Origin of the sequence: Salinicola sp. MH3R3-1 (genome assembly GCF_001937155.1) — a bacterium.
Classification (GTDB): domain Bacteria; phylum Pseudomonadota; class Gammaproteobacteria; order Pseudomonadales; family Halomonadaceae; genus Salinicola; species Salinicola halophyticus.
Window position 1 is genome coordinate 123044 of record NZ_MSDP01000015.1, and the last position, 24744, is coordinate 147787.

The window sequence follows — 24744 nt, forward strand, 5'->3', positions numbered from 1 at the left end:
ATAAATCTAAAAATAGCTTTTTTACGCTATAGTTAACATTCCCAATCGGAAACTATCGGCGAGGAGCCTCATGTCAGTGATCGGCGTGCTCAGCGGAGACATCGTTGCCTCCCGTGATATTACCGACAAGCGCAAGTTGCGTCGGGCGATGGACACGGGCCTCGGGCGTCTCGAGACAACGCTCGGCGCGGTAGGCATGCGATTTCGTGGCGACGCTTTCCAGTTGGCGATACCCAAACCCCAGGATGCCCTTATCGCGGCCGTCATCATGCGAGCGAGTCTCATCGAGCACTCGCCCTCTCGACAGCAGATGTGGGATGCCCGAATTGCGGTCGGCATCGGAGAGAGCGAGATGCCCACATTAGACAATTTCGTCGATGCCGATGGAGAAGCTTTCGTGCGTTCCGGGCAAGGTCTGGACGATATAACGAGTCGCGGCCATCAGCGCCTGGGGCTGTTCATCACGCCGCCACAGCCCGATCTGGAGCTGCTGGTCCGCTTCGCCGACGACATCATCAGCCACTGGAGCCACAATGCCGCGGAAGTGGTTCGCTTCAGCCTGACGACCGACCTCTCTCAAAGCGAACTCGCACGACGACTGGAACGTTCCCAGCCCACTGTCAACCGCCGCCTGAGCGCCGCGCGTTGGCCGTTGATTCGCGACTTCCTCGATCTTGCCCGGTTACGGCTGGAGGCGCTGACATGAACGAGATCGACTTGTCGCTGCTGCTGGCTCTGCTGCTGTGCCACACGCTTTCGGATTTCATCTTGCAGAGCGATGCCTGGGCGAGCCAGAAGCAGCGCGATCACTGGCGCGCGATATCCCTTTACTGGCATGTGGGTATTCATTCGTTGTCGAGCCTGGCGGTCATGGTCGTATTTGGCGTCGACATCCTGAAAGCCGTTGCCGCCATGCTGATCATCGGGCTGACCCACGGGCTGATCGATGTACTCAAGAGCTATACCCCACCGCGCAGAGTCAGTTTCTTCCTGGTGGATCAGGGATTGCATCTGGCGATTCTGGCCGCCGTGTGGTGGTGGATCATCGATGCCAGCCTGTCGGGATTCCCTGTCGAACTCGACCTGCTATGGCAGCCTCAGACCCTGCTGATCGCGCTGGTCTATCTCGTGGTGATGCGCCCCGCCTCGATCCTGATCGCGCTGATCATGCGACGCTGGAGCGAAGGCGTGGATACCCGCGGCACGCTGGCCGACGCGGGAGCCAGAATCGGCATGCTCGAGCGCTTTCTCATTCTGACTTTCGTATTGAGCCATCAGATGGCCGCGATCGGCTTCCTGCTGACGGCCAAATCGGTGCTGCGCTTCGGCGATCTGTATGAAGACCGTGATCGCAAACTGACCGAATACGTGTTGCTCGGCACGATGTTGAGTTTCTCGCTGACATTGACGCTGGGCCTGCTGACCCGTTACCTGCTGAGCGTGCTATGACATTCAATCGCGAGGAACTGCCCCTGGGCGTCATGCGTCATCTGACCGGCTGGCTGCTGCTGATCATGCTGGCCGGTTGCGCCGGCACCCCCACCAGCGAAGTCCGAGACGGCTACATCGCCGATCAAGCGCATCCCTCCCGCGCCTACAACCAGCGCATCCGCTACCTGATTCTGCATTACACGGATTCCGACGAATCCAGAGCGATGCACACCCTGCTGGGGCCCGATGTCAGCTCGCATTACCTGGTACCCAGGCAGCCTGCGACGACGGATACCCTGCCCCGGATCTGGCAACTGGTCGACGAGAGAGATCGCGCCTGGCATGCCGGCATCAGCGCCTGGGAAGACCGCACGCAGCTCAACGATACGTCCATCGGCGTGGAGATCGTCAACCGCGGCCCGCAGGACATGTCACCGCGTGGGCGACAATGGCAACCTTATTCCGAGGCACAGATCGAGGCGGTCATCGCCCTGGCAAAGGACATCGTTCACCGCTACCAGCTGCCGCCGACGGCGATTCTGGGCCATTCGGACATCGCCCCGTCACGCAAGATCGATCCGGGCCCGCGCTTTCCGTGGAAAAGACTCCACGACGCCGGTATCGGGGCCTGGCCGAACGACGCCGATGTCGTCGCCTACCGCCAGCAGTTCACGCGTTGCGCCCCCACGATCCGGCAGATCCAGCAAGCCTTGAACGCCTATGGCTATGCCATCGATATCACCGGCGAGCTGGATGGCCGCACTCGGAACGTGCTGCGAGCGTTCCAGATGCATTTTCGCCCGGCCAGCTACAGCGGCCAGCCGGACGTCGATACCGCGGCGACGCTGTGGGCGCTGCTGGCCCGCTACCGGCCCCAGGCTCTGGCTGGCGGAGCTCTGATAGACGACCTGGCCGACGACGAACTGGCCACCAATGACCTGACGAGGTCAGCGCAATGCGAGGACAGACCAGAAGACCGCGATCAAGGCCAGTGAAAACCGATACCCGCGGCGCTTCACGGGTTGAACGGATAGTGAATCAGATCATGGATTCTGGCCGGCGCTCGGGACTGGTTGCGATAGGCATGGGGTTGATCCGCCGGGAACCGAACGGCGTCTCCGGCCGAGAGGGTCTGCCAATCACCGCTTAGGCGCAGCTCCATCACCCCTTCCAGCACGATCAGATGTTCGACCACACCGGCGGCATGCGGCGTCGATTCGCTGAGCGTGCCCTGGGGCATCTCGATCAGAAACATCTCGAAGCCCAGCGCAGGGTCGAATGCGAACAGCGGCGTCACGATCATCCCCGAGGCATCGTGATGGCGCGGTGCCATTGTCGGGCGCTGTAGCGCGCCTTCCGCTACCAGAAAGCCTGAAAGCGGCACTCGCAGCCCACTGGCTATTTTCCACAGCGTCGATACGGTCGGCGTGGATTCACCGCGTTCGATCTGTCCCAGCATCGCCTTGCTCACGCCGCTCTCCCGAGCGACCCGGTCAAGACTCCAGCCACGCTCGTTGCGGTGCTTTTTCAAGTGGCGGCCGATGGCCGTCAGGTCCGCCTCCATGCTGTCTCCCAACAGGTTGTCCTCAAAGAAGCTACCGACGCCACGCTACCCGCAATCCACCGCCGCAGCCATGGCGAGTGAGCCGGCAAAGCTCGAGAATACAACGGCGTGCGTTATCACGCACATTGCCATTGTTTCAGCGTGTGCGTTATAACGCACATTCCAGATCGCTTTCGAGAGACCTTTCATGGCTCGCAGACCCACCGGCCGTCGATTCGCCTTGCCAAGGATCACTCTGTCACACGTCACGGCCGGTTTCGTGGCGGTTCTGGTCGGATACACCAGCTCCGCGGTGATCATTTTCCAGGCAGCCGCGGCAGCCGGTGCGAGCCCCGCTCAGATCGGCGGCTGGCTGAGCGCGCTCGGCCTGGCGATGGGCGTTACCTCGATCGGGCTTTCGCTGCACTATCGGCAACCCATTCTGACCGCCTGGTCGACGCCCGGCGCGGCACTACTGGCAGTGAGTCTGCCAGGCCTTCCGCTCAGCGAGGCCATCGGAGTCTTCCTGTTCAGCGCGGTCCTGATCCTGATCTGCGGTATTACCGGCTGGTTCGCCAGGCTGATGCAGATCATTCCACAATCGATCGCCGCCGCCATGCTCGCCGGCGTGCTGCTGCGCTTCGGGCTGGAGGCCTTTGCCTCGCTGGAAGGCGATTTCGTGCTGGTACTGGCCATGTTTCTGACCTATCTCGCCGCCAAGCGCTGGCAGCCCCGCTACGCCATCGTCATGGTATTGCTGGTCGGACTCGGCGTGGCGGCAGCCTTGGGCGAGATCGATACACATCAGGCCGGCCTGACCATTACCGCACCCCAGCCGGTCTGGCCGACTTTCTCGCTATCGAGCCTGATCGGCGTGGGCGTCCCGCTGTTCGTGGTGACCATGGCGTCGCAGAATGCCCCGGGCGTGGCCACCTTGCGCGCGGCCGGATACGACGCGCCCATTTCGCCGCTGATGATCTGGACCGGCTTGGCGACGCTCGTTCTCGCGCCGTTCGGCGCCTTCAGCGTCTGTCTGGCTGCGATCACCGCCGCGATCTGCATGGGGCCGGAAGTCGACCCCGATAGGGATCGGCGCTACCCGGCGGCGATCTGCGCCGGCGGATTCTATCTTGTGGCCGGACTTTTCGGCGGCTCGATCGGCACGCTATTCGATGCCTTGCCCTCGGGCCTGGTGCTGGCGATTGCCGGCCTGGCACTGCTTTCCACCATCGGTGGCAGTCTTCACCGTGCCCTGCTCGAAAGCCATCAGCGCGAGCCGGCGCTGATCACCTTTCTGGTGACCGGTTCAGGGGTAACGCTATTTGGCGTCGGCGCGGCGTTCTGGGGACTGGCAGCCGGGCTGCTGTCGCTGTTCGTCCTGTCGCCACCGCGCCACGGCTGAACCCTGCCCCTCGCCCTGACGCTGGCTCTGAATTGACCCTGAATAGAATCTGTCGGTCTGACCGGACGGCGGATGGCTGTAGGTTGGCGTCTTGAACGACGGGTTAGATGCCGCTCAACGCGCCCTGTCGCGAGCCTTCGTCGCCATCACCGATCGGCGCGACGTCCACGGCGACCTCGAGCTCATGCACGCCGCCACCGTTCATGATGCCCTTGAGAGGTGGCACGTCGCCGTAATCTCTTCCCCACCCCAGCACCAGATGACGCTCGCCGGGCAGATTGCCGTTGGTCGGATCGTATTCCAGCCAACCCCAGTTCGGGACATGGACCGCGACCCAGGCATGCGACGCGTCGGCGCCGATCAGCCGGGGGCGCCCCGGCGGCGGCAGCGTTTCCAGATAGCCGCTGACGTAGCGGGCGGCAAGGCCCAGCGAGCGGAGGCAGCCGATCATCAGATGCGCGAAATCCTGGCACACGCCACGCCGCGCCCGGAGGACTTCCCGCACCGGCGTCGCCAGCGTCGAGAACTCGGGGTCGTAGGTGAACGTCTCGAAGATCCTGCGGTTGAGGTCCCCCACCGCCTCGAGTAACGGACGACCGGGCGAAAAGCTAGAGATCGCGAACGCTCGCAGTGCCGATTCCCGCATGATGAACGGCGAATCGAGTTGAAATTGGCGAAGCTCGGGCAATCGAGGGGCATGGCTAGCGGCCGACTGCCAATCCTTGTCGACCTCGCTCGGCGGCAGCGGGCGCCCCTGGGTCTGAAGTGCGGTCGAGGCGGTGACCGACAATGCCAGATGGATCTCCTGAACGCTGAAACGCGTCACTCGATTACCGAAGAAATCAGCGCGTTCGCTGACGACCGCCGGGCGCGGCTCGATCGTAAGCTCAGTGGCCTCGATCTTCTGCCAGGGCAATATCCGAGGCGTGAGGCGCGCCTCGTTGTGACACAGCGAGACAGGCGAGGCGTAGTCATAGCGAGTCGTATGGCGAACGCGGTAGCGCATGCTGAAATCCTGTGACGAGCGAGCCGAAGAACCATGCCCAGAGCAACGGGCAGCGTATTTATTGCGCCTGCATGGGAACCAGCTGGCGCGGCGCCTCGACGTGACTGAAATGGCTATGCTCGATGGCCAGCGACAACCTTTCGAGCGGCGCGGTCAGGGCATCGAGCAGTTCCGACAGCGCGCTTTTGGCCTCGGCGTCGTCGTCCAGTCTCGCCAGCAGCGCCAGGTCGGCCAGGTGCAGCGCCGAACGAGCCTTGATCAGCAGCCTGGCTTCATCGCTACGATAAGGCGTGTTGCTCGGCTGGGGCAGACGTTCGATCTGACGTTCCAGGCGCTTGAACATGTAGCCCACGGAGCGCGGGTTGGCCTCGTCGAACAGCAGCAGATCGAGAATGGCCGCCGGATGCAGCTCACTGCGGTAACGTCGTCGATAGGCGGTGGCGTTATCCGTCGTCGTCAACACCACATCCCACAGCGACTCGCCGGCATGCGCCGAATCGATCAATGCTAGCCGCAACAGCCTCAAGGTCGCCAGTGCTCGCTCAAGAAAACGTCCGATATCCATGAAACGCCAACCGAAGTGGTGCGGCATGGTCTCGTTGCACAGACCGAAGAAGGCCGCCAGCTGGGTGATCAGCGTCTCGACCGACCGCCGGCCCTGATCGATCCCGGCGTGAGGCAACCGCGCCGACTCCTGACAAAGCTGATTGAAGACGCGCCAGGCATCGTCGCCGAGATGGTCACGCACGGCGCGACAGTTGTTGACCATGCGCGAGATCAGCATCGGCAGACCACCGTCCCGGCTCTCCTGAAACAGCGCCAGCAGCCGCTCTCGATGCGCGACGAACGGTTCCACCGGCAATGCATCGGGCGACGCGGAATCGGGCTCCATCAGATGCAGCAGATCGATCAGCGTTTCATCCGCCAGCCCTTCCTGATCCTGTTCCAGTAGCCGATAGAGGGCCTCGCGCAGCAGTCGAGACCGTCCCTCGAGTCGCTCGCCGTAGCGCCCCACCCAGAACAGGCTATCGGCAACACGACTCGGCAGATCGGCACCATCGCGCGTCACCACCAGCGGCTGACGCGAACGCCGCAACCGACTGACATGCGGCTGCGGTTGATCCGCGGTGATCCAGACATCCTTGACGCACTGACTGGATCGCATCGCGCTGCCCGGGGCGCCCTGCCAGGCAACGCCGCCGGGCATGGTTTCGTAAGCCCTGAAACGATAGTCGGCGTCGAAGACCGCCTGGGTAAAGCAACGCACATTGAAAGACAGTGGTGTCAGCTCGGCGCAGTCGCGACTGAAAAACGGCGCGGTAGCCGCCTCCAGCGGTTGTTGAGCGACGTAACGATCCGGGTGGGCGACGATGGACTGGCGCAGCTGGCTGGCCGCCTCCTCGCTCAGATCGGCCACCGAGATCAAAACCGATCCTTCATCCAGAGATTGGAAAGCGAGCGTCTCGAATCCGGCCATCGCCCAGGCCATCCCCTCCGGCTGACCACACCAGTGCCGCTCGACGCCCTCGATCTGCAACGTTTCGCCGAGCAGTCGTTCGCAAAGAATGGGCAGGTGCGCCGCGATCAATGGATGCTCCAGCGCGCCCACGCCCGGGGGGTTGGCCACGCCGACGCCACCGGCGCGAATCGCCTCGAGCAAGCCGGGCACGCCGATCAGCGAGTCGCCGCGCAGTTCCAGCGGGTCGCTCCAGGCATCACCGATGTGACGCAACAATACGTCCACCGGCTGAAGGCCACCCAGCGTGCGCATCCACACACGCGAGTCGCGTACCACCAGATCGCTGCCCTCGACGAGGGCCAGATTGAGGTAGTTGGCTAGGTATGCATGCTCGAAATGACTGTCATGCCCGGGGCCCGGCGCCAGCAACGCGATGGTGGGGTGATCGAAATTGAGGCGTGACAACGATGAGAGGGAGTGGTGCTGGGCGCTCAGAAAGCCCGCCAGCCGTCTCAGCGGCGCCCGACGATAGAGATCCGGCAGCGCGCGAGCCATGGCGATGCGATTTTCCAGCGCGAAGCCCACGCCCGAAGGCGACTGGACACGATCTGCCAGCACTCGCCAGTGGCCGCGCGCATCGCGGGTCAGATCCACCCCGTGCAACAGCAGACCGGGATGGTCTTCGCTCAACAGCTGATCGCAGGGAAGCAGAAAAGCAGGATTGGCATAGAGCGCATCGGCCGGCAGCACGCCCTCCGCCAGCATCCGACGTGGCCCGTAGATATCCTTGAGCACGGCGGCCAGCAACCGGCTGCGCTGGCGCAAGCCCTGTTCGAGTGGCTGCCACTCCTGAGGCGAGATCACCAACGGCAGTGGATCCAGCCACCACTGACGCCGGCTGCCGGCTTCGTCGTTGGGAAGATTGTAGGTCACGCCGTTTTCGTGCAGCAGATGCTGCACTTCGTCGGCTCGCTGTACCAGCGCCTCCCGCCCCAGCTGGCCCAACTGATGCAACATTGGCAGCCAGCGCTGGCGCACCGAGCCATCGCTGGCAATCAACGCATCGTGAGCGCTACCGGGGGCGTAGCTTTCCAACCAGGGAGTCCGAAGCGTTTCGCTCGCCACCATCGTGTTTTGTCTGCGTATGCGCCGGGGTTCCTTCCCAGCGGCCGGTCATCACCGGGCTCCTGCCGGTGCCATGGGGCTCGACGAGATCGTCGGTTCCCCTATTCATCCAAAGGGCGTCACTCATCACAGCAACACCATGTTCATCAAAAGAACGCCATGCTCGGCAAAAGGATGCCACGCCGCCGGTTCCAGGGACGACGCCCTTCTATCGGCCGCTATCATATCCCGGTTTAGCCATGGCGCGAGTCGATTTCCGTTCCGCGTTCGCGCAGATCGAGCGTGAACGGATAATCGCGACTGACGTTCAGCTCGGGCACATCGTGGACACCTTGGCGATGACCATGAGCTACGAATCGGGCCAGACGCCGTGCCTCCGCCTCATTGGCATTGACCGGGAAGCGCTCGAAGTTGCGTCCGCCCGGGTGCGACACGTGATAGCTGCAGCCACCGATCGAACGCCGATTCCAGGTATCGACGATATCGAACACCAGCGGCGCATGAACCGGTATCCGTGGATGCAGCGCGGACGGCGGCTGCCAGGCGCGGTAACGCACTCCGGCCACGGCTTCATCGTTGCGATCCGTGGCCCTCAGCGGCACACGATGCCCGTTGCAGGTCACGACATACCGATCCCCGCTCATGCCGCTGACCCTGACTTGCAGTCGCTCCACCGAGGAGTCCACATAGCGCGACGTACCACCACCGGAAGCCTCTTCGCCGAGCACGTGCCAGGGTTCGATCGCCTGGCGGAGTTCGAGTTCGAGCCCCTGATACTGGACGCGCCCCAGTACCGGACAGCGAAATGCCAGAAATGGCGCGAACCACTCGAGCGCGAAGGTCATCCCCTCATTGGCGAGATCGCCCAGCACTTCCTCGAGATCGCGCCAGAGATAGTGCGGCAGCATCCAGCGGTCGTGCAGCGCAGTGCCCCAACGGACCAGATTGCCGTACGCCGGCCGATCCCAGAAGCGCGCGACCAGCGCGCGGATCAGCAAACCCTGCATCAGGCTCATGCGCGGGTGCGGCGGCATCTCGAAGCCCCGCAGCTCGAGCAGGCCGAGCCTTCCGGTGTCGCTGTCCGGCGAATAGAGCTTGTCGATGCAGAATTCCGCGCGATGGGTATTACCGGTGAGATCGGTCAGCAGATGCCGGAAAAGTCGATCCACCAGCCAGGGCTGCGCGGTCTCCTCTCGCTCCAGCTGCGCCAGCGCGATTTCGAGTTCGTGCAGCGACTCATGGCGTGCCTCGTCCACGCGTGGCGCCTGACTGGTCGGGCCGACGAAAAGCCCCGAGAACAGATAGGAGAGCGCCGGGTGGCGCTGCCAGTAGCTGACCAGACTGCCCAGCAAGGCCGGGCGTCGCAGAAACGGCGAATCCGCGGGCGTGGCGCCGCCCAGGGTGACGTGATTGCCGCCACCGGTGCCGGTATGACGACCATCGAGCATGAACTTTTCGGCGCCGAGACGGGTTTGCCGGGCCTCTTCGTAGACCGTCTCGGTCTGTGCCACCAGGCCTGACCAGCTTTCGGCCGGCATGATGTTGACCTCGATCACGCCGGGGTCCGGGGTGATCATAAACTGCTTGAGGCGCGGATCGGCGGGCGGCGGATAGCCTTCTACGACCACCGGCATCTCGAGCATGGCGGCGGTCTGCTCGATGGCCGCGATCAGTTCGAGATAGTGCTCGAGCCGGGTCACCGGCGGCACGAAGACATGGAGCTGGCCGGCGCGCGTTTCCAGACACAGGCTGGTGTTGATGGTCTCGGGCTGATCGTTGATCGAACCGGGCCGGTCGCTGACCGCTTCGTCGGCGACCGCCTGCCCCGCCGACCCGGGCCGGCGCCCACCGCTCAAGGCGTTGTAGGGCAGGCTCTCGGCACTCTCGCGCTGCGCACCCGCGGGGCCCGCCTCGACGGCCTGGCGCACGGCCTGATAGCGTCGTGTCACCCCGGCATGCGAATCTTCGAGCGCAACCGATGGCGCCCACAGTGAACGCGGCTGATCGACGTCGCCAAACGCTACCTGTGGCAGTGACGACAACGGCAATCTCAAGCCCATGGGCGAGTCGCCGGGAATCAGATAGAGATGATCGCGGCGCAGCGGCCATTCGCCGCTCTGCCAACCGTGCAATCGCGGTGCGTAACGCAGGGGTAGCGCGTAGCCGACCACGTCCCCGAGGCCACGCTCCAGCAGCTGCGCCAGACGCCGACGCTCTTCATCGTCATCGAGATCGTGCTGACGCGGGTCGACGTCCAGCGCCAGGGTCTGCTCGCGCCACAGATAGTAAAAGGCGTCTTCGTATCCGGGCAGCAGGTGATTCGCGTTGACACCCAGATGCTCGGCCAGGGCCTCGCCGAAGCGCAGCGCGTCCCCGGCATCGTGGCCGGGTTGAGCGCCGTCGTCGGCCAGCCAACGCTCGTCATGCCATACGGGTTGACCGTCCCGGCGCCAGTAACAGGCCAGTGCCCAGCGTGGCAGCGGTTCGCCGGGATACCACTTGCCCTGCCGGTAGTGCAGCAGACCGCCCGGGGCGAAGGCGCGCCGCAGCCGCTTGAGCAGCTCGCCGGAAAGCCGGCGCTTGGTCGGGCCCTGGGCGGCAGTGTTCCACTCGTCGGCCTCCATGTCGTCGGTCGACACGAAAGTGGGCTCGCCACCCATGGTCAGGCGCACGTCTCCGGCAGTCAGACGGCGATCGACCTGCTCGCCGAGACGCTCGATCGCTTGCCACTGATCGTCGCTATAGGGCCGGGTGACACGTGGATCCTCGTGGATCCGCTCAACGCTCATCGAAAAATCGAACGTCACCTCGCACTCGTCGGAGTAACCGACAATCGGCGAGGCGCTGGTCGGCTCCGGCGTCGCCGCCAACGGGATATGCCCTTCCCCGGCCAATAGACCGGAAGTCGGATCGAGCCCGATCCAGCCCGCGCCGGGCACGAAGACCTCGGCCCAAGCATGGAGATCGGTGAAGTCGGTTTCGGTCCCGGAGGGCCCATCCAGCGCCTTGACGTCGGCCGTCAGCTGAATCAGATAACCCGAGACGAAACGCGCCGCCAGGCCGAGATGACGCGCGATCTGCACCAGCAGCCAGGCAGAATCCCGACACGAACCCAGCGCCTTCTCCAGCGTCTCCTCGGCACTCTGGACGCCCGCTTCCATGCGCACCAGATAACCGATGTCCTGCTGCAGGCGCTGATTGAGCATTACCAGAAAATCGGCAATACCGCGCTCGTCTCTGGGCACCGCCGCCAGCCAGGCCAGCAGGCGTTCACCGCGCTCGCCGATCTCGAGATAAGGCGCCAGCTCCTTGCGCAAGGCCGGCGGATAGGCGAACGGATAATTCTCGGCGTAGCTCTCGACGAAGAAATCGAACGGATTGATCACCGTCATCGGCGCGATCACCTCGACCGCCACGTCGAGTCGCGTCACCGTCTCCGGGAAGACCACGCGGGCGATGAAGTTGCCGAAGGGATCCTGCTGCCAGCTCAGAAATTGCGGCTTGGCCGAAATTTCCAGCGAATAGGCTTCGATCGGCGTGCGGCAGTGCGGCGCCGGCCGCAGTCGGATCAGATGCGGCGACAGGTGAATCGGCCGGTCGAAGACGTAAGAGGTACGATGAGACAGCGCAACACGTAGGGTCATGGCGATCTCTTGGGTCGATTGACGATCTTGTTGTGGGTATGCGCGGGCACGATTGAGCAAATTCAGGCTATCAGCGTAGGCGTTCAGCGTGACACCCGCATACGCTTCTCACTATGCTGAAGACGGAACGTTCGACGACGGCCTGGCGGACAGCGACATAGGCCGAGTCACGACGACCGAATTCTTCCATACCCGTCTCTATATACGTCCATATAAACGGTTTTGCCGCAACGGGCGACGCGACAACACCCAAAAAAGCGTCTTCGACCCCGCAGACAGGAGTGTTCTCCCATGGGCAATGTGGATTGGAAGCAGTACCCGAGCCAGCACTTCTACGACGAACTACTCAATGACAATGGTTCGCCGCGTGATGCGGCCAAGCCGCTATGCGACATGCTTTCGAGCTTTACGGCCAAGGAACTCGATGAACGCAAGATCGCGGCGGAAGTCGCCATCCGGACCATGGGCATCACTTTCACCGTCTACTCCGAGGGCAGCACCATCGACCGGGCCTGGCCGTTCGATATCGTGCCGCGCATCATCCCGGCCAACGAGTGGCGAGCCGTGGAGGCCGGCCTCAAACAGCGCGTCGATGCGCTGAATCTGTTCATCGACGACCTCTACCATGACCAGAAAGTCATCAAGGATGGCGTGTTTCCCGAGGAGGTGCTGGCGCAGTCGGTCAATTTCCGCCCGCAGTGCATGGGGATCAATCCGCCCCACGGCGTCTGGGCGCACATCTGCGGCTCCGATCTGGTTCGCGACGGTAACGGCACGCTCTACGTCCTCGAGGACAATCTTCGCGTTCCTTCCGGCGTCTCCTACATGCTCGAGAACCGCAACGTGACCAAGCGGGTTCTCCCCGAGCTGTTCGAGACCGGTCGCATTCTGCCGCTGGATGACTACCCTGCCCAGCTCTACGACATGCTGGCGAGCATGTCGCCGCGTCACCATGACGAGCCCCAGATCGTGGTGCTGACGCCGGGCATCTACAACTCGGCCTATTACGAACACGCCTATCTCGCCCAGCAGATGGGCGTTGAACTGGTACAGGGTTCCGATCTGACGGTGGACGACGACGATGTCGTGCATATGCACACCGTCGATGGCCTCAAACGCGTCGACGTGATCTACCGCCGCGTCGACGACCTGTTTCTGGATCCGGAGGCGTTCATTCCGGATTCCATGCTCGGCACGCCGGGGCTGATGCGAGCCTGGCGCGCGGGCAAGGTCGCTCTGACCAATGCTCCAGGCGCCGGCGTCGCGGATGACAAGGTCGTCTACGCCTTTGTGCCTCAGCTGATCCGGTACTATCTCGATCAGGAACCACTGATTCCCAATGTGCCCAGCTATCTCTGCATGTTCGAGGACGATCGCCGCTACGTGCTCGAGCATCTCGACGAGCTGGTGGTCAAGCCGGCCAACGAATCCGGTGGCTACGGCATGTTGATCGGCCCGCGCGCCACCGACGAGGAACGCCGGGAATTCGCCAGACGTATCGAAGCCGACCCACGCAACTACATGGCCCAACCTACGCTTGCGCTCTCCACCGCGCCGACGCTGTTCGACGGCACGCCGGAGCCCCGCCATGTCGACCTGAGACCTTTCATCCTTTCCGGCCCCGAGACGCACGTCACCATGGGCGGCTTGACGCGCGTGGCACTGGTGAAGGACTCGCTGGTGGTCAACTCCTCCCAGGGCGGCGGGAGCAAGGACACCTGGATCGTCGAAACCGAGGGGGAGTGAAATCATGCTGTCACGAGTTGCCGAGAACCTATACTGGCTGGCCCGCTACCTCGAACGCGCCGAAGACACCGCCCGGCTGATCAGCGTCAACAGCAATCTGCTGCTCGACATGCCGGGCAAGGCGGCGCTGAGCTGGTCGACGCTGATCGATATCACCGGTAGCGGCGAGGTGTTCGATGCTCTCTTCGAGGAGCGTAACGAACGCAACGTGGTAGATTTTCTGTGCCTGTCCCGCGAACACGACAGTTCGATTTTATCGTCGATGGCCAACGCTCGGGAAAATCTACGCACGACCCGCGACGTGGTCCCGAGGGAGATCTGGGAGGAGATCAATCACTGCTATCTCGAGATCAGCGAACAGACGCTCACCGGATTGAAACCCCTTAGTCGCGACAGCTTTCTGAAGAGCGTGACGCGTGCCTGTCAGACGTTGACCGGGTTGATCGAAGGAACGCTGAGCCATACCGAAGCGCGCACCTTCCTGTCACTGGGTCGGCATCTCGAACGCGCCGACATGACAACCCGCATCATCGATGTGCGCTCCAACAATCTGCTGCCACGCAATCCGGAAGAACTGATTCCCTTCGAGCATCTGCAATGGATGAGCGTGCTCAAGTCACTGACTGCCTATCAGATGTACCGTCAGCAGGTGAGGTTGCGCGTCCGCGGGCCCGATGTGCTGCGCTTCCTGTTGCAGAACCACGCCCTGCCCCGCTCCGTGCTGCGCAGTCTGGAAGAGGTCAGCTGGGAGCTGGAGTCGCTCCCCCATCACGATCGACCGCTGGCCGTTGCCACCTTGATCCGCGCCGAAGTCGCCGAGGCGGACGTTCAGGCGCTGGCCCGCGCACCGGAACAGCTGCACCGACTGATCGATGAATTCCAGATCGGCTTCAACAACCTTCACGAAGCCATTGCCAGTGCCTATTTCGCGGTGAGCGAGCGGCCGGTGATGGCGGCGCAAAGTCAGGAGCAGTCAGCGCTCGTCGACGATGACGAGGATTGAACCGGCTTGATCGGACAGCGGAGCCAGGAGCCAGGAGCGAGACTGTGGAAACCGGGTGACGGGCTCCACCACCCGGTTCCCACATCGTTACGTCTCCACGGGCTTGTCCTGCGTGGCTTCGGGACGTATTTCGAACGTGATGGCGGGCGTTACTTCAGAATCGCCAGCTAGCGGAGCGAATCCGCGGAAGCGGCACCTCGCGATACGACCTGGTGGATGTATTCGAGCTTGTCGCGAATCGCCGGGGTGATGACCAGCGGCACCATATCGAGCATTCCCATTTCGCGATTGAGTTCGTTGAGTACCAGGCCCACCTGCTGATAGGACAGGATCATGCCATTGATGCCGCCATCGTTGGCTGCCCGCCGCATCCCCAGATTTTCCGCGGTATCCAGCACCGCGACGATATCCAGATAGGCAGCAAAGGTCTCGGCGAAATCTTCCCACGCATGCATGGTGGCGTAAGCCGATACGTGAGACCTGGCCCAGTCCGGCGCCGGCCCTTGCTCATAATAGCGCTCCAGTGCTTCGGCGTAGGTCGGGTCGTCATGATTGCCGAAGACAGCGCGACTGGCATCCTCATCCTGACCCTTGACCAGCAGATCCCAGTAGTAGTGGCCGATCTCATGTCGAAAATGGCCGATCAAGGTTCGATGAGACTCGTTCATGTCGACGCGCAGACGTTCGCGCTCGGCATCGTCGGTCTCCATCAGGTTGATCGTGATCAGACCCTGGGCATGGCCGGTGTAGACTTTCTCGGTACTGCCGGTGGAGCGCCACAGCCCCGCATCCGGCAGAGCGTCGGCCATGAACGCGAAACTCAGCGGCAGCGGCGAATCGTCCTGCGGGGCAGGATGTGGCAGGCCGATCAGGTCCAGCGTGTAGAACAACCGGCGCTTGGCGGCCTCAAGCGCTGCCCAGCGCTCACGGTGCCCTTCGATCGACAGGTCGGGAATGACCGCGTTGTGACGACAGCAATCGCAGAGCCCGGCGTAGGCCGCATGATCAGCGGGAGTCTGCATCCGGTTGCAGACGTTTTCGCTGGCATAGTTGAAACATTTCACCAGCGCCGTGCCGCAGCCGGCATTGGCGCAGCGATAGCCGACTTCGTTGTCCGGCAGCATCGCGGCGATGGCATGGCAAACGGGACACCAGCCGAGCTCGGCATCGCACACCACACACTGAGTGTTATCGAAGAAAAGCCGACTTGGCGGATTACAGTGATGGCATTCAAAGGTACGCATGACCAATCTCCCTATCAGCAGACGCACGACACCGTCGACGACGGTGTATCCACAGGCCCAGTCTTTTTCAGCAGATTACCTCTGTCAGCAGATTACGCTTTCCTCACGAATCGGTGACGTTTCGATGGTCGAATTCGAGTCGATCGTCGAACGCCAGCGTCGACAGCGCTTGATCCAGGGTCGCGACCCGCTCGACGACGACAGTGCGAGAATCGGCATCGAGATTCCGACCGGTTCGGGTTTCGATCATCGCCATCAAGGAATCAGCGCTCAACTGGCCATCGTAGTGCACCCGATCGATCGAGGCGTCGTGAGACCCCGGGAGATAGATCGTATTGTTGGAGAAGTCCACCGCATAGGCGATCACGCCGGGGACGATGAACAGTAGCAGGCCCAGACCATCGGCAATGGCTACGCCGGGATCGACACGTCCCTGAAGCTGACCCTTGCGCTCCGGATAGAAAAGTGTGCCGCAGCCGGTGAGAGATAGCATCAAGCCGGCCACGACAGCGCCAGCCATCAAGCGTCGAAAACGAGGTTGCATTGCAGGGTTCCAGTGACATGTAGGTAACGCGAGGTAACCTAATTCATCAGCCGACGACAAGTCCAGACGGCATGCGCAGACGAGACATCGGGGATGACGCCCGCACTTCAGGTACGGGCGCCGGCAGAGTCGTCATCGGATCACACTAGCGACGCGCCATAGCCCCACAGCAATACAGTAATCGCCAGCAGCGCTTCCAGCACCAGCACGCCGATAGCCAGCGCGGCGCTCGAGGCGCGCATGCCCTCGTGCTGATCGATTGCCAGGAAGGACGGCAGGCCCGCATAGACGAGGTAGGCCGTGTAACAGAGCCCGGCGATGCCTGCCAACAGGCACAGCCACACCAGCGGATAGAGGGCCACCACGCCGCTCAGGAACATCGGTGTCGCCATGTAGCCCGCGAACACGACGCAATGGTTGAGATCCGGGCGTTCCGGATAGCGACGTGCCAGCCAATGGATCACATTACCCATCAACCAGATGGCGCCCAGAATCAGCGCATAGAAGATGATCGCCAGCAGCACCGCGGTCGTCGGCGAGACGCTGACGGTCTTTGCCAGCCCGTCTTCGGTGGTTCCGAAGTGCCAGCCCACCACCGTGGTGCCGATGAAAGCGCAGACGACCGGGATGGCGGCCATCAGCAGCACGTGGGAGCCGTAGAAATGCGAGATGGTTTCGTTCTCGCCACGGATCTGCTGCCATTCGCGGTTGGGATGCGTGAGCAGTCCCCAGACGTGATGAATCATGACACACCTCCCGCCGCCGCGGGCCGCCTACGACGGGTTTGCGATGGTGTCCTCCTCCGCTCGTCTGTTCCGACGATGCCGGACGCGGCCCTGACTCTCACTATAGGAAAGATCGCGAGATAGAAAAGATCGCATGAGTGGAAAGAGCGATATCAAAGAGCGATGTCAGAGACCGCAGACGAGAGGCCGCGGCGGTCCGATACCCATCGAGGCGTTCGCGAATGCTTTTTGGCAGTCGCCCTTTCCTGCCTGCAGTTCGCATCTCTATACTGGCGGCCCGACGAATCACTGCCGATCACGTCATATCGAGCATATGCCGCGTTCCGCTTGACGCTGATGAATACAGGAAAGAACACCCCATGCGTGCCAGCCAACTACAGATCTCGACCCTCAAGGAAACGCCCGCCGACGCGGAGATCGTCAGCCACCAGCTGATGCTGCGTGCCGGCATGATCCGTCGCCTGACCTCGGGACTCTATACCTGGTTGCCGGTCGGCGTGAGAACATTGCGCAAGGTCGAACGCATCGTTCGCGAGGAGATGGATCGGGCGGGCGCGCAGGAAGTGTTGATGCCGGCTGTCCAGCCCGCCGAGCTGTGGCAGGAATCCGGCCGCTGGGACGAGTACGGCCCCGAGCTGCTGCGTCTCAAGGATCGTCATCAGCGCGACTACTGCGTCGGCCCGACGCATGAAGAAGTCATCACCGATCTGGTGCGGCGCGAAATCAGCAGCTACAAGCAGCTACCGACCAACTTCTATCAGGTCCAGACCAAGTTCCGTGACGAGATCCGGCCGCGCTTCGGCGTGATGCGCTCGCGCGAATTCATCATGAAGGACGCGTATTCGTTCGACAGCGATGAAGACGGCCTCAAGGCGTCCTATCAGCGCATGTACGACGCCTACGTCCGCATCTTCACCCGCCTGGGCCTCGACTTCCGTCCGGTGCTGGCCGACAACGGCTCCATTGGCGGCACCGGTTCGCACGAGTTTCATGTGCTGGCCGATTCTGGCGAAGACGCCGTGGTGTTCTCCACCGGCTCCGACTACGCCGCCAATATCGAGAAGGCCGAGGCGCTGCCGCCCCGGGGCGCCGAGCGTGCCGCGCCCCAGGAAACCCTGCGTCAGGTTCCCACGCCGGGCGTTCGCACCATCGCCGCGCTGGTCGAAGGCTTCGATCTACCGATCGAGAAGACCGTCAAGACGTTGATCGTCCACGCTGCCGACGGCGGCCTGATCGCGCTAATGGTGCGCGGCGATCATCAGCTCAACGAGATCAAGGCCGAGAATCTCGAGGCCGTCGCCGCGCCATTGACCATGGCCAGTGAAGAGGAAATTCGGGCCGCCATCGGCGCCGGCCCCGGCTCGCTGGGTCCGATCAAGCTGCCGATGCCGCTGATCATCGACCACAGTGTCGCCCTGATGAGCGACTTCGGTGCTGGCGCCAACGTCGACGACCAGCATCTGTTCGGGATCAACTGGGAGCGTGATCTGCCCCTGCCCGAGGTCGCCGACCTGCGCAACGTGGTCGAGGGCGATCCGTCACCCGACGGTCAGGGCACGCTCTCGATCACCCGGGGCATCGAAGTCGGCCACGTCTTCCAGCTCGGCCAGAAGTATTCCAGGGCCATGAATGCCACCGTGCTCGACGACGGTGGTCAGCCGGCGACGCTGTGGATGGGCTGTTACGGGATCGGCATTACTCGCGTAGTGGCAGCCGCCATCGAACAAAATCACGATGCCGGCGGGATCATCTGGCCCGACGCCATCGCGCCCTTCCGGCTGGCGATCGTGCCGATGAACGCCCACAAGTCGGACCGGGTGCGCAAAACCGCCGACAAGCTCTACCAGGAGCTGACGGATGCCGGTATCGACGTGCTGCTTGACGATCGCGACCTGCGTCCCGGCGTCAAGTTTGCCGACCAGGAGCTGATGGGCATTCCCCACCGTCTGGTCATCGGTGATCGTGGGCTGGATAACGGCGAGCTGGAGTACAAGGGGCGCCGCGACAGCGAAGTCACGATGGTGGCGCTGGATAATCTCCGAGCGTTCCTGGACACCCGCTTCGCCTGATCGGCCGACAGAGTGATGACTCGGCTTTCCGCCATTCCGGTGACGGCGATCTGGCTCGTCGTCGCCGGGCTGCCGAGCGCCGACATGGCGCTGGCACAGTCGATCGCGCCTGCCCAGCAATCCGATGAAACGGGGGAACCCCCGTCTCAGGATCTGCTCGATGCGCTGTCCCGCGCCATGGCTGCACCCGACGGTTTCGAGGATGCCTTCGACGCTCAGGTGTGGCTGCTGGACATGCAGTCGCGCCTGGCCAGACGCCAACCCCAGGCCTACCCCTCCCGCCGCGCCCGGCTGGCGCTGCTCGAGCGCATTCACGCCGAAGCTCGGCGGGCTCAGTTGCCGCCGGAGCTGGTATTGGCGTTGATCGATGTGGAGAGCCGCTTCCAACCGAACGCGGTGTCGTCGGCCGGCGCGCTGGGGCTGATGCAGGTGATGCCGTTCTGGAAAGCCGAGATCGGCCGAACGCAGGACGACCTTCACGATATCGATACCAATCTGCGCTACGGCTGTACCATCCTGGCTCACTATCTCGACCGCGAAAACGGCGACTGGACCCACGCCCTGGCCCGCTACAACGGCAGCCTGGGCCGCACGATTTATCCGGAACTGGTGATGCAGGCGTGGTTCACGCGCTGGTGGGTAGAGCGCTGAGCAGCATCGCAGCCTCGCTACTGCTTGCGGTCTTCGACCTCGGTATGTGACGTCCCCGGTGGCAACGGGTGGCCCTTGGCCAGCTCGGCCCGCGTCGCCTCGCGCACCTCGAGAATCTCGATCGCGTAGGTCAGCGTCTCTCCCGCCAGCGGATGGTTGGCATCCACGGTGACCCGCGACTCGTCGACTGCGACCAACGTCACCGTCCGCGGGCCGTCCGGCCCTTGCGCCTGAAAGCGCTGGCCGGCCTCGAGCCTCTGGTCTTCCGGAAACGACGAACGAGGGCTGTCGCTGACCAGCGCCTCGTCGCGTTCGCCATAGGTATCGGCGGGCGCGAGAGTCGCGCTCAACCGCGCCCCGGGGCCGTGAGTGGCCAGTACCGCCTCCAGCGCTGGAAACAGATTGCCATGCCCATGCAGGTATTCGAGTGGTTGCTGGCGCGCGCGCGAATCGTCGAGCGTGCGGCCGTTTGTATCCAGCAGGGCATAGTTAAGGGTCGCAACGCGGGACGGCTCGATGACGAGCTGGCTCATGATGACTCCAGACAGAGGATGGATTCAGTGCGGTTGAAGGATGAGATCGACCCGATACGCCGATAAACGGTGCTTAGAACGCATTCGAGTGCACGGCTGAAAGGCTCGGTGAAAAGCCTCTTTGCTCGGTGAAAAGCCCCTTTGAAAAACTATGAGGTGTGCTTGCGCAAGGCGTCGACCGGTACCTCGAGGCGCTGGGTCTGCTGCAACAGATTGAGCAGCACGATAGCGCGCTCTTCGCCTTTCTGCGCCTCGAAGACGGCCTGCAGGGCACGAAACGGCCCGTCGGTGATCTCGACGATATCGCCCTGGCGATAGTAGACGTTGGCGCGGTCGCGGCTGTCGTCGGCAGCTACGCGATCGCGTAGCGTCTCGACCAGCGCGTCCTGCACGAACACTGGCTCCTGACCAAAGCTGACCAACCGCAGGACGCCGCGGGTGGAGCGAATCGGTCGCCAGTTACTGGCGATACGGTCGAGACGAATGAACAGATAGTGGGGAAACAGCGGCTCGGCCACCCAGGCCAGTTTGCCGCGCCGGCGTTTCTGCACCTCGAGCACCGGGTGAAATACCTCGTAGCCCTGATTGTCGAGATGTTCGCTGGCACGAAACGACTCGCCGCCCTTGCACTGGATCACGTACCAGCGGGGTAGCGATTCACCATCCTGCGTCGATTCACTGGCCATCGATAATCCCTTCCTGCTCGTCGCTATTGGACTCAGCCACTGGACACAGCTGCCAGTCACAGCTGCCAACAAAGATAATGTCAGTCGCCGCCCATCGTTCCGGGGTCACTATGCCTCATCGCGATGATGGCTCGGGATAGTTCTTTCAGGATAGATTCGAGCCAGACGTGACAGCCCATCTAGAGTACCATTTTCGACCCGACTCGTCCGCCCGCGGCGGGTCGACTCGGTTTTTGGAAACACTGAATAAATCGGCGAGCAGGATGAATTGGGCGGCATTCCGTCGCTAGGCGCACGGAGCGCAGCAACCGGAGCCTAGGGGGTATAGGTGAGGATTCGACCGGGCTGGCGCTCCAGCGCAACGCAGCGATTCACCTGCGCAGACATTTAGGCAGCGTTTCCTTTGGAGGTTGCATGCAACACGAGCCACGTGACTGGCTGACATCCTTGCGCGTCTATCTGCGGGCGCCGGTCGTGACCCTGCTGTTTCTGGGATTTTCCGCCGGGCTCCCCTACTTGCTGGTGTTCTCGACCCTCACCGCCTGGCTCGAGGACAGCGGCGTCGAAGTGGCTGCCATCGGCTTTTTCAGCTGGGTGGGGCTGCTCTATTCGATCAAGCTGTTCTGGGCACCGATCGTCGACCGCGTGAGGCTGCCTTTGATCGGCCGCTTCCTGGGCCAGCGGCGCAGCTGGATGCTGCTGGGTCAGACGCTGATCGCCGCCGGGCTGGTGGGGTTGTCCGGGCTCGATCCCGCCGGCCACCTGCCACTGGTGGCCGCTTTCGCCCTGCTCACCGCCTTCGGTGCAGCCACTCAGGACATCGTCATCGACGCCTATCGCATCGAATCCGGCGAGGCGTCCATCCAGGCCGCCATGGCTTCGACCTATATCATCGGTTACCGCATCGGCATCGTGATGGCGGGTGCCGGCGCGCTCTACATCGCCGACGCCGCCTCCTGGGCAATCGCCTACCTGAGCATGGCGATTCTGGTGAGCATCGGCATGATCACGGTGCTGGTTCGCCCCGAGCCGCCGCGCCCGCAGAGCCTCACCGTGGTGCTGTTCCATCCGCGCGTAAAACGGTTTCTGCGCCATAGTCGCGATCGCCGCCACTGGCAGCGCCAGACCGGCGTCTGGCTGATCGCCGCGGTGATCTGTCCGATCAGTGATTTCTTTCAGCGTTACGGTCGCCTGGCGCTGTGGCTGCTGGTCTTCATCGGTCTCTACCGGATCAGCGATATCTCGATGGCCGCGATGGCCAACCCGCTCTATCTGAGCCTGGGCTTCACCAAGAGTGACATCGCCAGCGTCACCAAGGTTTTCGGCGTGCTGATGACCATCGGCGGCGGCGTTCTCGGCGGGCTGCTGGTGGTTCGCTACGGCATCGGCCGGATGCTGATCGTGGGCGCGCTGACCGTGGCGCTGACCAATTTGCTGTTCTCCCTGCTGGCCATCGGCGGCGACAGTCTGGCGCTGCTGATCGTGGCCATCACCGGTGACAATCTTGCCAACGGTCTCGCCAGCACCGTGTTCATCGCCTTCCTGTCGAGTCTGACATCACGTACCTACACCGCGACCCAGTACGCGCTGTTCTCGTCGTTGATGACGCTGCCCGGCAAGTTCATCGGCGGGTTCTCCGGGCTGGTGGTGGCCGATGTCGGCTACGCCAGCTTCTTCGGGATCGTCTGCCTGCTGGGTCTGCCGGCCGTAGCGCTGGCATGGTGGCTGAACCGACGCCTGCCGACGCTCGGCCCGGATAGTGACGAAGGTCGTGATGAGAACAGTGAGGAGGACGAGCGGGACACCGAATCAGGCGCCACCGAACACAACGACCGCGAGCCCGCCAGCTTGCGCTGACGGGCTCGCGAAATGTCGGACTCGTGGGTGTCGGACTCGTGGGTGTCGGACTCGTGGACGTCGGACTCGTGGACGTCGGGCCGCCAATAATCGGCGGCGGCCCGAGGCAGTCGAGGTCGAATCAGGCCAGTGACCGGCGCTGCTGCGAGAGCCAGTCCAGGGCGCCGTCGGAGGCGACCCACTGGTCTCGCATCAACTGGCGATACTGCCACGCTTCGGCACGCGTGCCCGGCTCCGGCATATCTTCTCCCAGTCGCGCCGGGCGTGGCCTGTCTTCGCACAGCACCGGCAGAATATAGGGATTGGAGGAACACACCTCCCTCAGCACGCCGAGGGCGTCTTCGTGACGAGACAGCCGATAGAGCGCCAGCACGCGACCCATCTGCACCCCCAGCATCTCGGTGCCTTCCGGGCCCTGTTCGCTGACCGCCAGCGCCTGCTCGTCACGCCCTTCGCGCAGCAGCTGATCGATCACCAGTTCCCGCAGGCCCAAGCTGTCCTCTTCGTCCAGCGCCAGCAGACGCTGCGCCAGCTTCCGTGCTTCCTGACCTGCGCCACGCTCCATGCCGATGACCAGCGCCAGACCGGTTCTCAGCAGCGTGGCATTGTCGGCATCGTGCCAGGAGAAGCTGCCGCCGGCGTCCTCGAGCTGGTTGAGCCAGAAACCGTAGCGTTCGGCCAGCGGCGTGAAGAAGGTATCGACCATCCACGGCAGACTGCCGAAGCGGCTGGCCAGCGCCAGAGTCAGCGCTTGCATCACCCGGGGCGCATCGAGCCACTCGGGATTGGCACATAGCGCCTGCAGCCACTGCGGTGCCGTCACCCAGGGATCCCCCAGAAACCCGAGCGCGGCATCTTCGTCGATCTCTACCTCGCAAGCCTCGGCCCAGCCGCGGTAGAGCGACGCCTCGCGAGCGCTGGGTTCGTACAGCAGCCCGCGTTCGTCGGAATGAGTAAGCTCCAGTCGCGGCGGGCGCTGCTGGGTATGCAGCAGCGCCTGCAGCGCTGTCAACGGGCCGGACAGCACTTGCTCGGAGTGGATCACCTGTTCCGCCAGCGCCGCCTGGGGATCGTCGGCGAGTTCGGCAATGAACTCGAGCTGATCCGGATCCAGATGGTGCTGACGCGACAGCCGCCGCCACCAGAACGCCGCCCGCTGCCGCGCCTTGCCAATATTGCCTTCGTGGAGCAACACCATCGCTTCGATGTAAGCCAGCGACGGCGAATCCGGCAGGGTCCGCTGGGCACTCTGGAACGCTTCTCGCGCGCTGGCCAGATCGCCGCTGTCCAGATGCATCAGGCACAGCCGCTCGAGCGCCGCACCACGCAGGAAGTCCGGCCCGTCCGCCATCACTCTCTCGACCAGCGCCGCACGCTTGCGATGAAAGCCTCGCTCCTGATACAGATCGACCAGAATCTCGAAAGCCGGTTCGATTTGCTCCTGCAGCGCTTCCCAGTCGGGATCGCCCACGAACAGCGACTCCAGAATCTGCTGCGCCCGTCCATTGTTGCCGCTTTCCGCCGATACGATGCCGGCCTCCAGCAACGCCTGTGCCGGTGCCTTGCGGCTTTCCAGCGCGGCCTTCAGCGTCTCGCCGCGCCATTCGCGCAGCGACAGCATCCACATCAGGTGATCGGGTATCACGCTGGGCATCTCGACTCGTGCGCAGCAGTCACGATAGAGGCGTCCCGAATCGCACCAGCAGGGTTCGTCGCGTTTCGGCTCGGCCAGTGGCTCGGTGTCGAAGCCGCGCCGCACCAGCGGCGTCTGATTCCAGATGAGGGGGGCAAGCGCCTGAGCCAGATCGAGGCTGCCGCCGCAATGCTCGATCCCTTCACTGCGAGCCCATGCCATCATCGTCGGGTAGTGTTCATTGGCGCGAATCGCCTCGAGGGCGCCGCTGGCAAAGCCCAGCAGCTGTTCGACCCAAGCTGTCAGCATGGCATTCCTCCGTTTTCTGGCCCTATCCTAGCATGCCGGCCCAGAGCGCTGGCGAGTGCCGGCATGGGGTGATAATTTAGCCGCCGCCAGCCCAATCGCCGTCAATAAAGAGA

Annotated in this window: 19 protein-coding genes; 9 read left to right on the plus strand and 10 right to left on the minus strand. The window is 63.2% G+C overall.

Translation table 11 applies throughout. From position 1 onward, the window contains the following. The first annotated feature begins 70 nt into the window (after nucleotides 1-70). From BTW08_RS10000 to BTW08_RS10010, 3 genes are read left to right on the plus strand one after another with little or no spacing between them, the layout of a single operon-like run. The gene (locus BTW08_RS10000; protein WP_075562377.1) at nucleotides 71-706 is read left to right on the plus strand and encodes a hypothetical protein; all 636 of its coding nucleotides are present in this window, start codon (nucleotides 71-73) and stop codon (nucleotides 704-706) included. Further along, on the plus strand, nucleotides 703-1449 hold the full coding sequence (locus tag BTW08_RS10005) for a DUF3307 domain-containing protein (RefSeq protein WP_075562378.1): 747 nt from the start codon (nucleotides 703-705) through the stop codon (nucleotides 1447-1449). Before BTW08_RS10000 ends, BTW08_RS10005 begins: the two co-directional genes overlap by 4 nt. Then, nucleotides 1446-2426, plus strand: a complete 981-nt coding sequence (locus BTW08_RS10010) for an N-acetylmuramoyl-L-alanine amidase (RefSeq protein ID WP_075562379.1) — start codon at nucleotides 1446-1448, stop codon at nucleotides 2424-2426. Before BTW08_RS10005 ends, BTW08_RS10010 begins: the two co-directional genes overlap by 4 nt. Before the next feature lie 20 nt (nucleotides 2427-2446). On the opposite strand, the gene BTW08_RS10015 is transcribed toward BTW08_RS10010, so the two are convergent. Next, entirely contained in the window at nucleotides 2447-2995 is a 549-nt protein-coding gene (locus BTW08_RS10015) for a helix-turn-helix domain-containing protein (protein WP_075562380.1), read from the minus strand. A 187-nt stretch (nucleotides 2996-3182) separates the two neighbouring features. Between BTW08_RS10015 and BTW08_RS10020 the strand changes: the two genes are divergently transcribed. Then, nucleotides 3183-4376 (plus strand): benzoate/H(+) symporter BenE family transporter, encoded by a 1194-nt coding sequence (locus BTW08_RS10020; RefSeq protein WP_075562381.1) that lies wholly within the window; start codon nucleotides 3183-3185, stop codon nucleotides 4374-4376. 103 nt (nucleotides 4377-4479) lie between these two features. Here the strand turns inward: BTW08_RS10020 and BTW08_RS10025 are convergent, their stop codons facing one another. The 3 genes from BTW08_RS10025 to BTW08_RS10035 form a co-directional block, all read right to left on the minus strand. Then, a complete protein-coding gene (locus BTW08_RS10025; RefSeq protein ID WP_075562382.1) occupies nucleotides 4480-5382 on the minus strand; it encodes a transglutaminase family protein in 903 nt (300 codons plus the stop codon). A 58-nt stretch (nucleotides 5383-5440) separates the two neighbouring features. After that, a complete protein-coding gene (locus BTW08_RS10030) occupies nucleotides 5441-7936 on the minus strand; it encodes a circularly permuted type 2 ATP-grasp protein (protein ID WP_168170653.1) in 2496 nt (831 codons plus the stop codon). Nucleotides 7937-8199: 263 nt separating this feature from the next. After that, nucleotides 8200-11610 (minus strand): transglutaminase family protein, encoded by a 3411-nt coding sequence (locus BTW08_RS10035; protein WP_075562384.1) that lies wholly within the window; start codon nucleotides 11608-11610, stop codon nucleotides 8200-8202. 291 nt (nucleotides 11611-11901) lie between these two features. Here BTW08_RS10035 and BTW08_RS10040 point away from each other — a divergent pair, with 291 nt between their 5' ends. Both BTW08_RS10040 and BTW08_RS10045 read left to right on the plus strand, forming a co-directional pair. Next, nucleotides 11902-13356 carry a circularly permuted type 2 ATP-grasp protein gene (locus tag BTW08_RS10040; protein WP_075562385.1) on the plus strand — a complete coding sequence of 485 codons (1455 nt, stop codon included), beginning with the start codon at nucleotides 11902-11904 and terminating at the stop codon, nucleotides 13354-13356. Nucleotides 13357-13360: 4 nt separating this feature from the next. Beyond that, a complete protein-coding gene (locus BTW08_RS10045; protein WP_075562386.1) occupies nucleotides 13361-14359 on the plus strand; it encodes an alpha-E domain-containing protein in 999 nt (332 codons plus the stop codon). A 167-nt stretch (nucleotides 14360-14526) separates the two neighbouring features. Here the strand turns inward: BTW08_RS10045 and BTW08_RS10050 are convergent, their stop codons facing one another. The 3 genes from BTW08_RS10050 to BTW08_RS10060 all read right to left on the minus strand — a co-directional run bounded on the left by BTW08_RS10050 (nucleotide 14527) and on the right by BTW08_RS10060 (nucleotide 16893). After that, on the minus strand, nucleotides 14527-15603 hold the full coding sequence (locus BTW08_RS10050) for a putative zinc-binding metallopeptidase (RefSeq protein WP_075562387.1): 1077 nt from the start codon (nucleotides 15601-15603) through the stop codon (nucleotides 14527-14529). Nucleotides 15604-15706: 103 nt separating this feature from the next. Beyond that, nucleotides 15707-16147: a hypothetical protein gene (locus BTW08_RS10055; protein WP_075562388.1), complete on the minus strand. Its 441-nt coding sequence runs from the start codon at nucleotides 16145-16147 to the stop codon at nucleotides 15707-15709. Between the two features lie 140 nt (nucleotides 16148-16287). Then, nucleotides 16288-16893, minus strand: a complete 606-nt coding sequence (locus tag BTW08_RS10060; protein ID WP_075562389.1) for a Yip1 family protein — start codon at nucleotides 16891-16893, stop codon at nucleotides 16288-16290. A gap of 359 nt (nucleotides 16894-17252) precedes the next feature. Here BTW08_RS10060 and BTW08_RS10065 point away from each other — a divergent pair, with 359 nt between their 5' ends. Both BTW08_RS10065 and BTW08_RS10070 read left to right on the plus strand, forming a co-directional pair. Beyond that, the gene (locus tag BTW08_RS10065) at nucleotides 17253-18962 is read left to right on the plus strand and encodes a proline--tRNA ligase (protein ID WP_075562390.1); all 1710 of its coding nucleotides are present in this window, start codon (nucleotides 17253-17255) and stop codon (nucleotides 18960-18962) included. A gap of 15 nt (nucleotides 18963-18977) precedes the next feature. After that, the gene (locus tag BTW08_RS10070; protein ID WP_075562391.1) at nucleotides 18978-19613 is read left to right on the plus strand and encodes a lytic transglycosylase domain-containing protein; all 636 of its coding nucleotides are present in this window, start codon (nucleotides 18978-18980) and stop codon (nucleotides 19611-19613) included. Between the two features lie 17 nt (nucleotides 19614-19630). On the opposite strand, the gene BTW08_RS10075 is transcribed toward BTW08_RS10070, so the two are convergent. Both BTW08_RS10075 and rfaH read right to left on the minus strand, forming a co-directional pair. Continuing rightward, nucleotides 19631-20146: a peptidylprolyl isomerase gene (locus tag BTW08_RS10075; protein WP_075562392.1), complete on the minus strand. Its 516-nt coding sequence runs from the start codon at nucleotides 20144-20146 to the stop codon at nucleotides 19631-19633. Nucleotides 20147-20295: 149 nt separating this feature from the next. Continuing rightward, nucleotides 20296-20832, minus strand: coding sequence for a transcription/translation regulatory transformer protein RfaH (gene rfaH, locus BTW08_RS10080; RefSeq protein WP_075562393.1), 537 nt, complete (start codon nucleotides 20830-20832; stop codon nucleotides 20296-20298). Nucleotides 20833-21246: 414 nt separating this feature from the next. Between rfaH and BTW08_RS10085 the strand changes: the two genes are divergently transcribed. After that, the gene (locus tag BTW08_RS10085; protein WP_075562394.1) at nucleotides 21247-22689 is read left to right on the plus strand and encodes an AmpG family muropeptide MFS transporter; all 1443 of its coding nucleotides are present in this window, start codon (nucleotides 21247-21249) and stop codon (nucleotides 22687-22689) included. 121 nt (nucleotides 22690-22810) lie between these two features. Here BTW08_RS10085 and BTW08_RS10090 read toward each other — a convergent pair whose 3' ends face one another. Further along, entirely contained in the window at nucleotides 22811-24631 is a 1821-nt protein-coding gene (locus BTW08_RS10090; RefSeq protein WP_075562395.1) for an SEC-C domain-containing protein, read from the minus strand. Between the last annotated feature and the right edge of the window lie 113 nt (nucleotides 24632-24744).

Coding starts and splice junctions, on each gene's coding strand:
- BTW08_RS10000 (WP_075562377.1), top strand. CDS start 71: ATGTCAGTGATCGGCGTGCTCAGCGGAGACATCGTTGCCTCCCGTGAT.
- BTW08_RS10005 (WP_075562378.1), top strand. CDS start 703: ATGAACGAGATCGACTTGTCGCTGCTGCTGGCTCTGCTGCTGTGCCAC.
- BTW08_RS10010 (WP_075562379.1), top strand. CDS start 1,446: ATGACATTCAATCGCGAGGAACTGCCCCTGGGCGTCATGCGTCATCTG.
- BTW08_RS10015 (WP_075562380.1), bottom strand. CDS start 2,995: ATGGAGGCGGACCTGACGGCCATCGGCCGCCACTTGAAAAAGCACCGC.
- BTW08_RS10020 (WP_075562381.1), top strand. CDS start 3,183: ATGGCTCGCAGACCCACCGGCCGTCGATTCGCCTTGCCAAGGATCACT.
- BTW08_RS10025 (WP_075562382.1), bottom strand. CDS start 5,382: ATGCGCTACCGCGTTCGCCATACGACTCGCTATGACTACGCCTCGCCT.
- BTW08_RS10035 (WP_075562384.1), bottom strand. CDS start 11,610: ATGACCCTACGTGTTGCGCTGTCTCATCGTACCTCTTACGTCTTCGAC.
- BTW08_RS10040 (WP_075562385.1), top strand. CDS start 11,902: ATGGGCAATGTGGATTGGAAGCAGTACCCGAGCCAGCACTTCTACGAC.
- BTW08_RS10045 (WP_075562386.1), top strand. CDS start 13,361: ATGCTGTCACGAGTTGCCGAGAACCTATACTGGCTGGCCCGCTACCTC.
- BTW08_RS10050 (WP_075562387.1), bottom strand. CDS start 15,603: ATGCGTACCTTTGAATGCCATCACTGTAATCCGCCAAGTCGGCTTTTC.
- BTW08_RS10055 (WP_075562388.1), bottom strand. CDS start 16,147: ATGCAACCTCGTTTTCGACGCTTGATGGCTGGCGCTGTCGTGGCCGGC.
- BTW08_RS10060 (WP_075562389.1), bottom strand. CDS start 16,893: ATGATTCATCACGTCTGGGGACTGCTCACGCATCCCAACCGCGAATGG.
- BTW08_RS10065 (WP_075562390.1), top strand. CDS start 17,253: ATGCGTGCCAGCCAACTACAGATCTCGACCCTCAAGGAAACGCCCGCC.
- BTW08_RS10070 (WP_075562391.1), top strand. CDS start 18,978: ATGACTCGGCTTTCCGCCATTCCGGTGACGGCGATCTGGCTCGTCGTC.
- BTW08_RS10075 (WP_075562392.1), bottom strand. CDS start 20,146: ATGAGCCAGCTCGTCATCGAGCCGTCCCGCGTTGCGACCCTTAACTAT.
- rfaH (WP_075562393.1), bottom strand. CDS start 20,832: ATGGCCAGTGAATCGACGCAGGATGGTGAATCGCTACCCCGCTGGTAC.
- BTW08_RS10085 (WP_075562394.1), top strand. CDS start 21,247: ATGCAACACGAGCCACGTGACTGGCTGACATCCTTGCGCGTCTATCTG.
- BTW08_RS10090 (WP_075562395.1), bottom strand. CDS start 24,631: ATGCTGACAGCTTGGGTCGAACAGCTGCTGGGCTTTGCCAGCGGCGCC.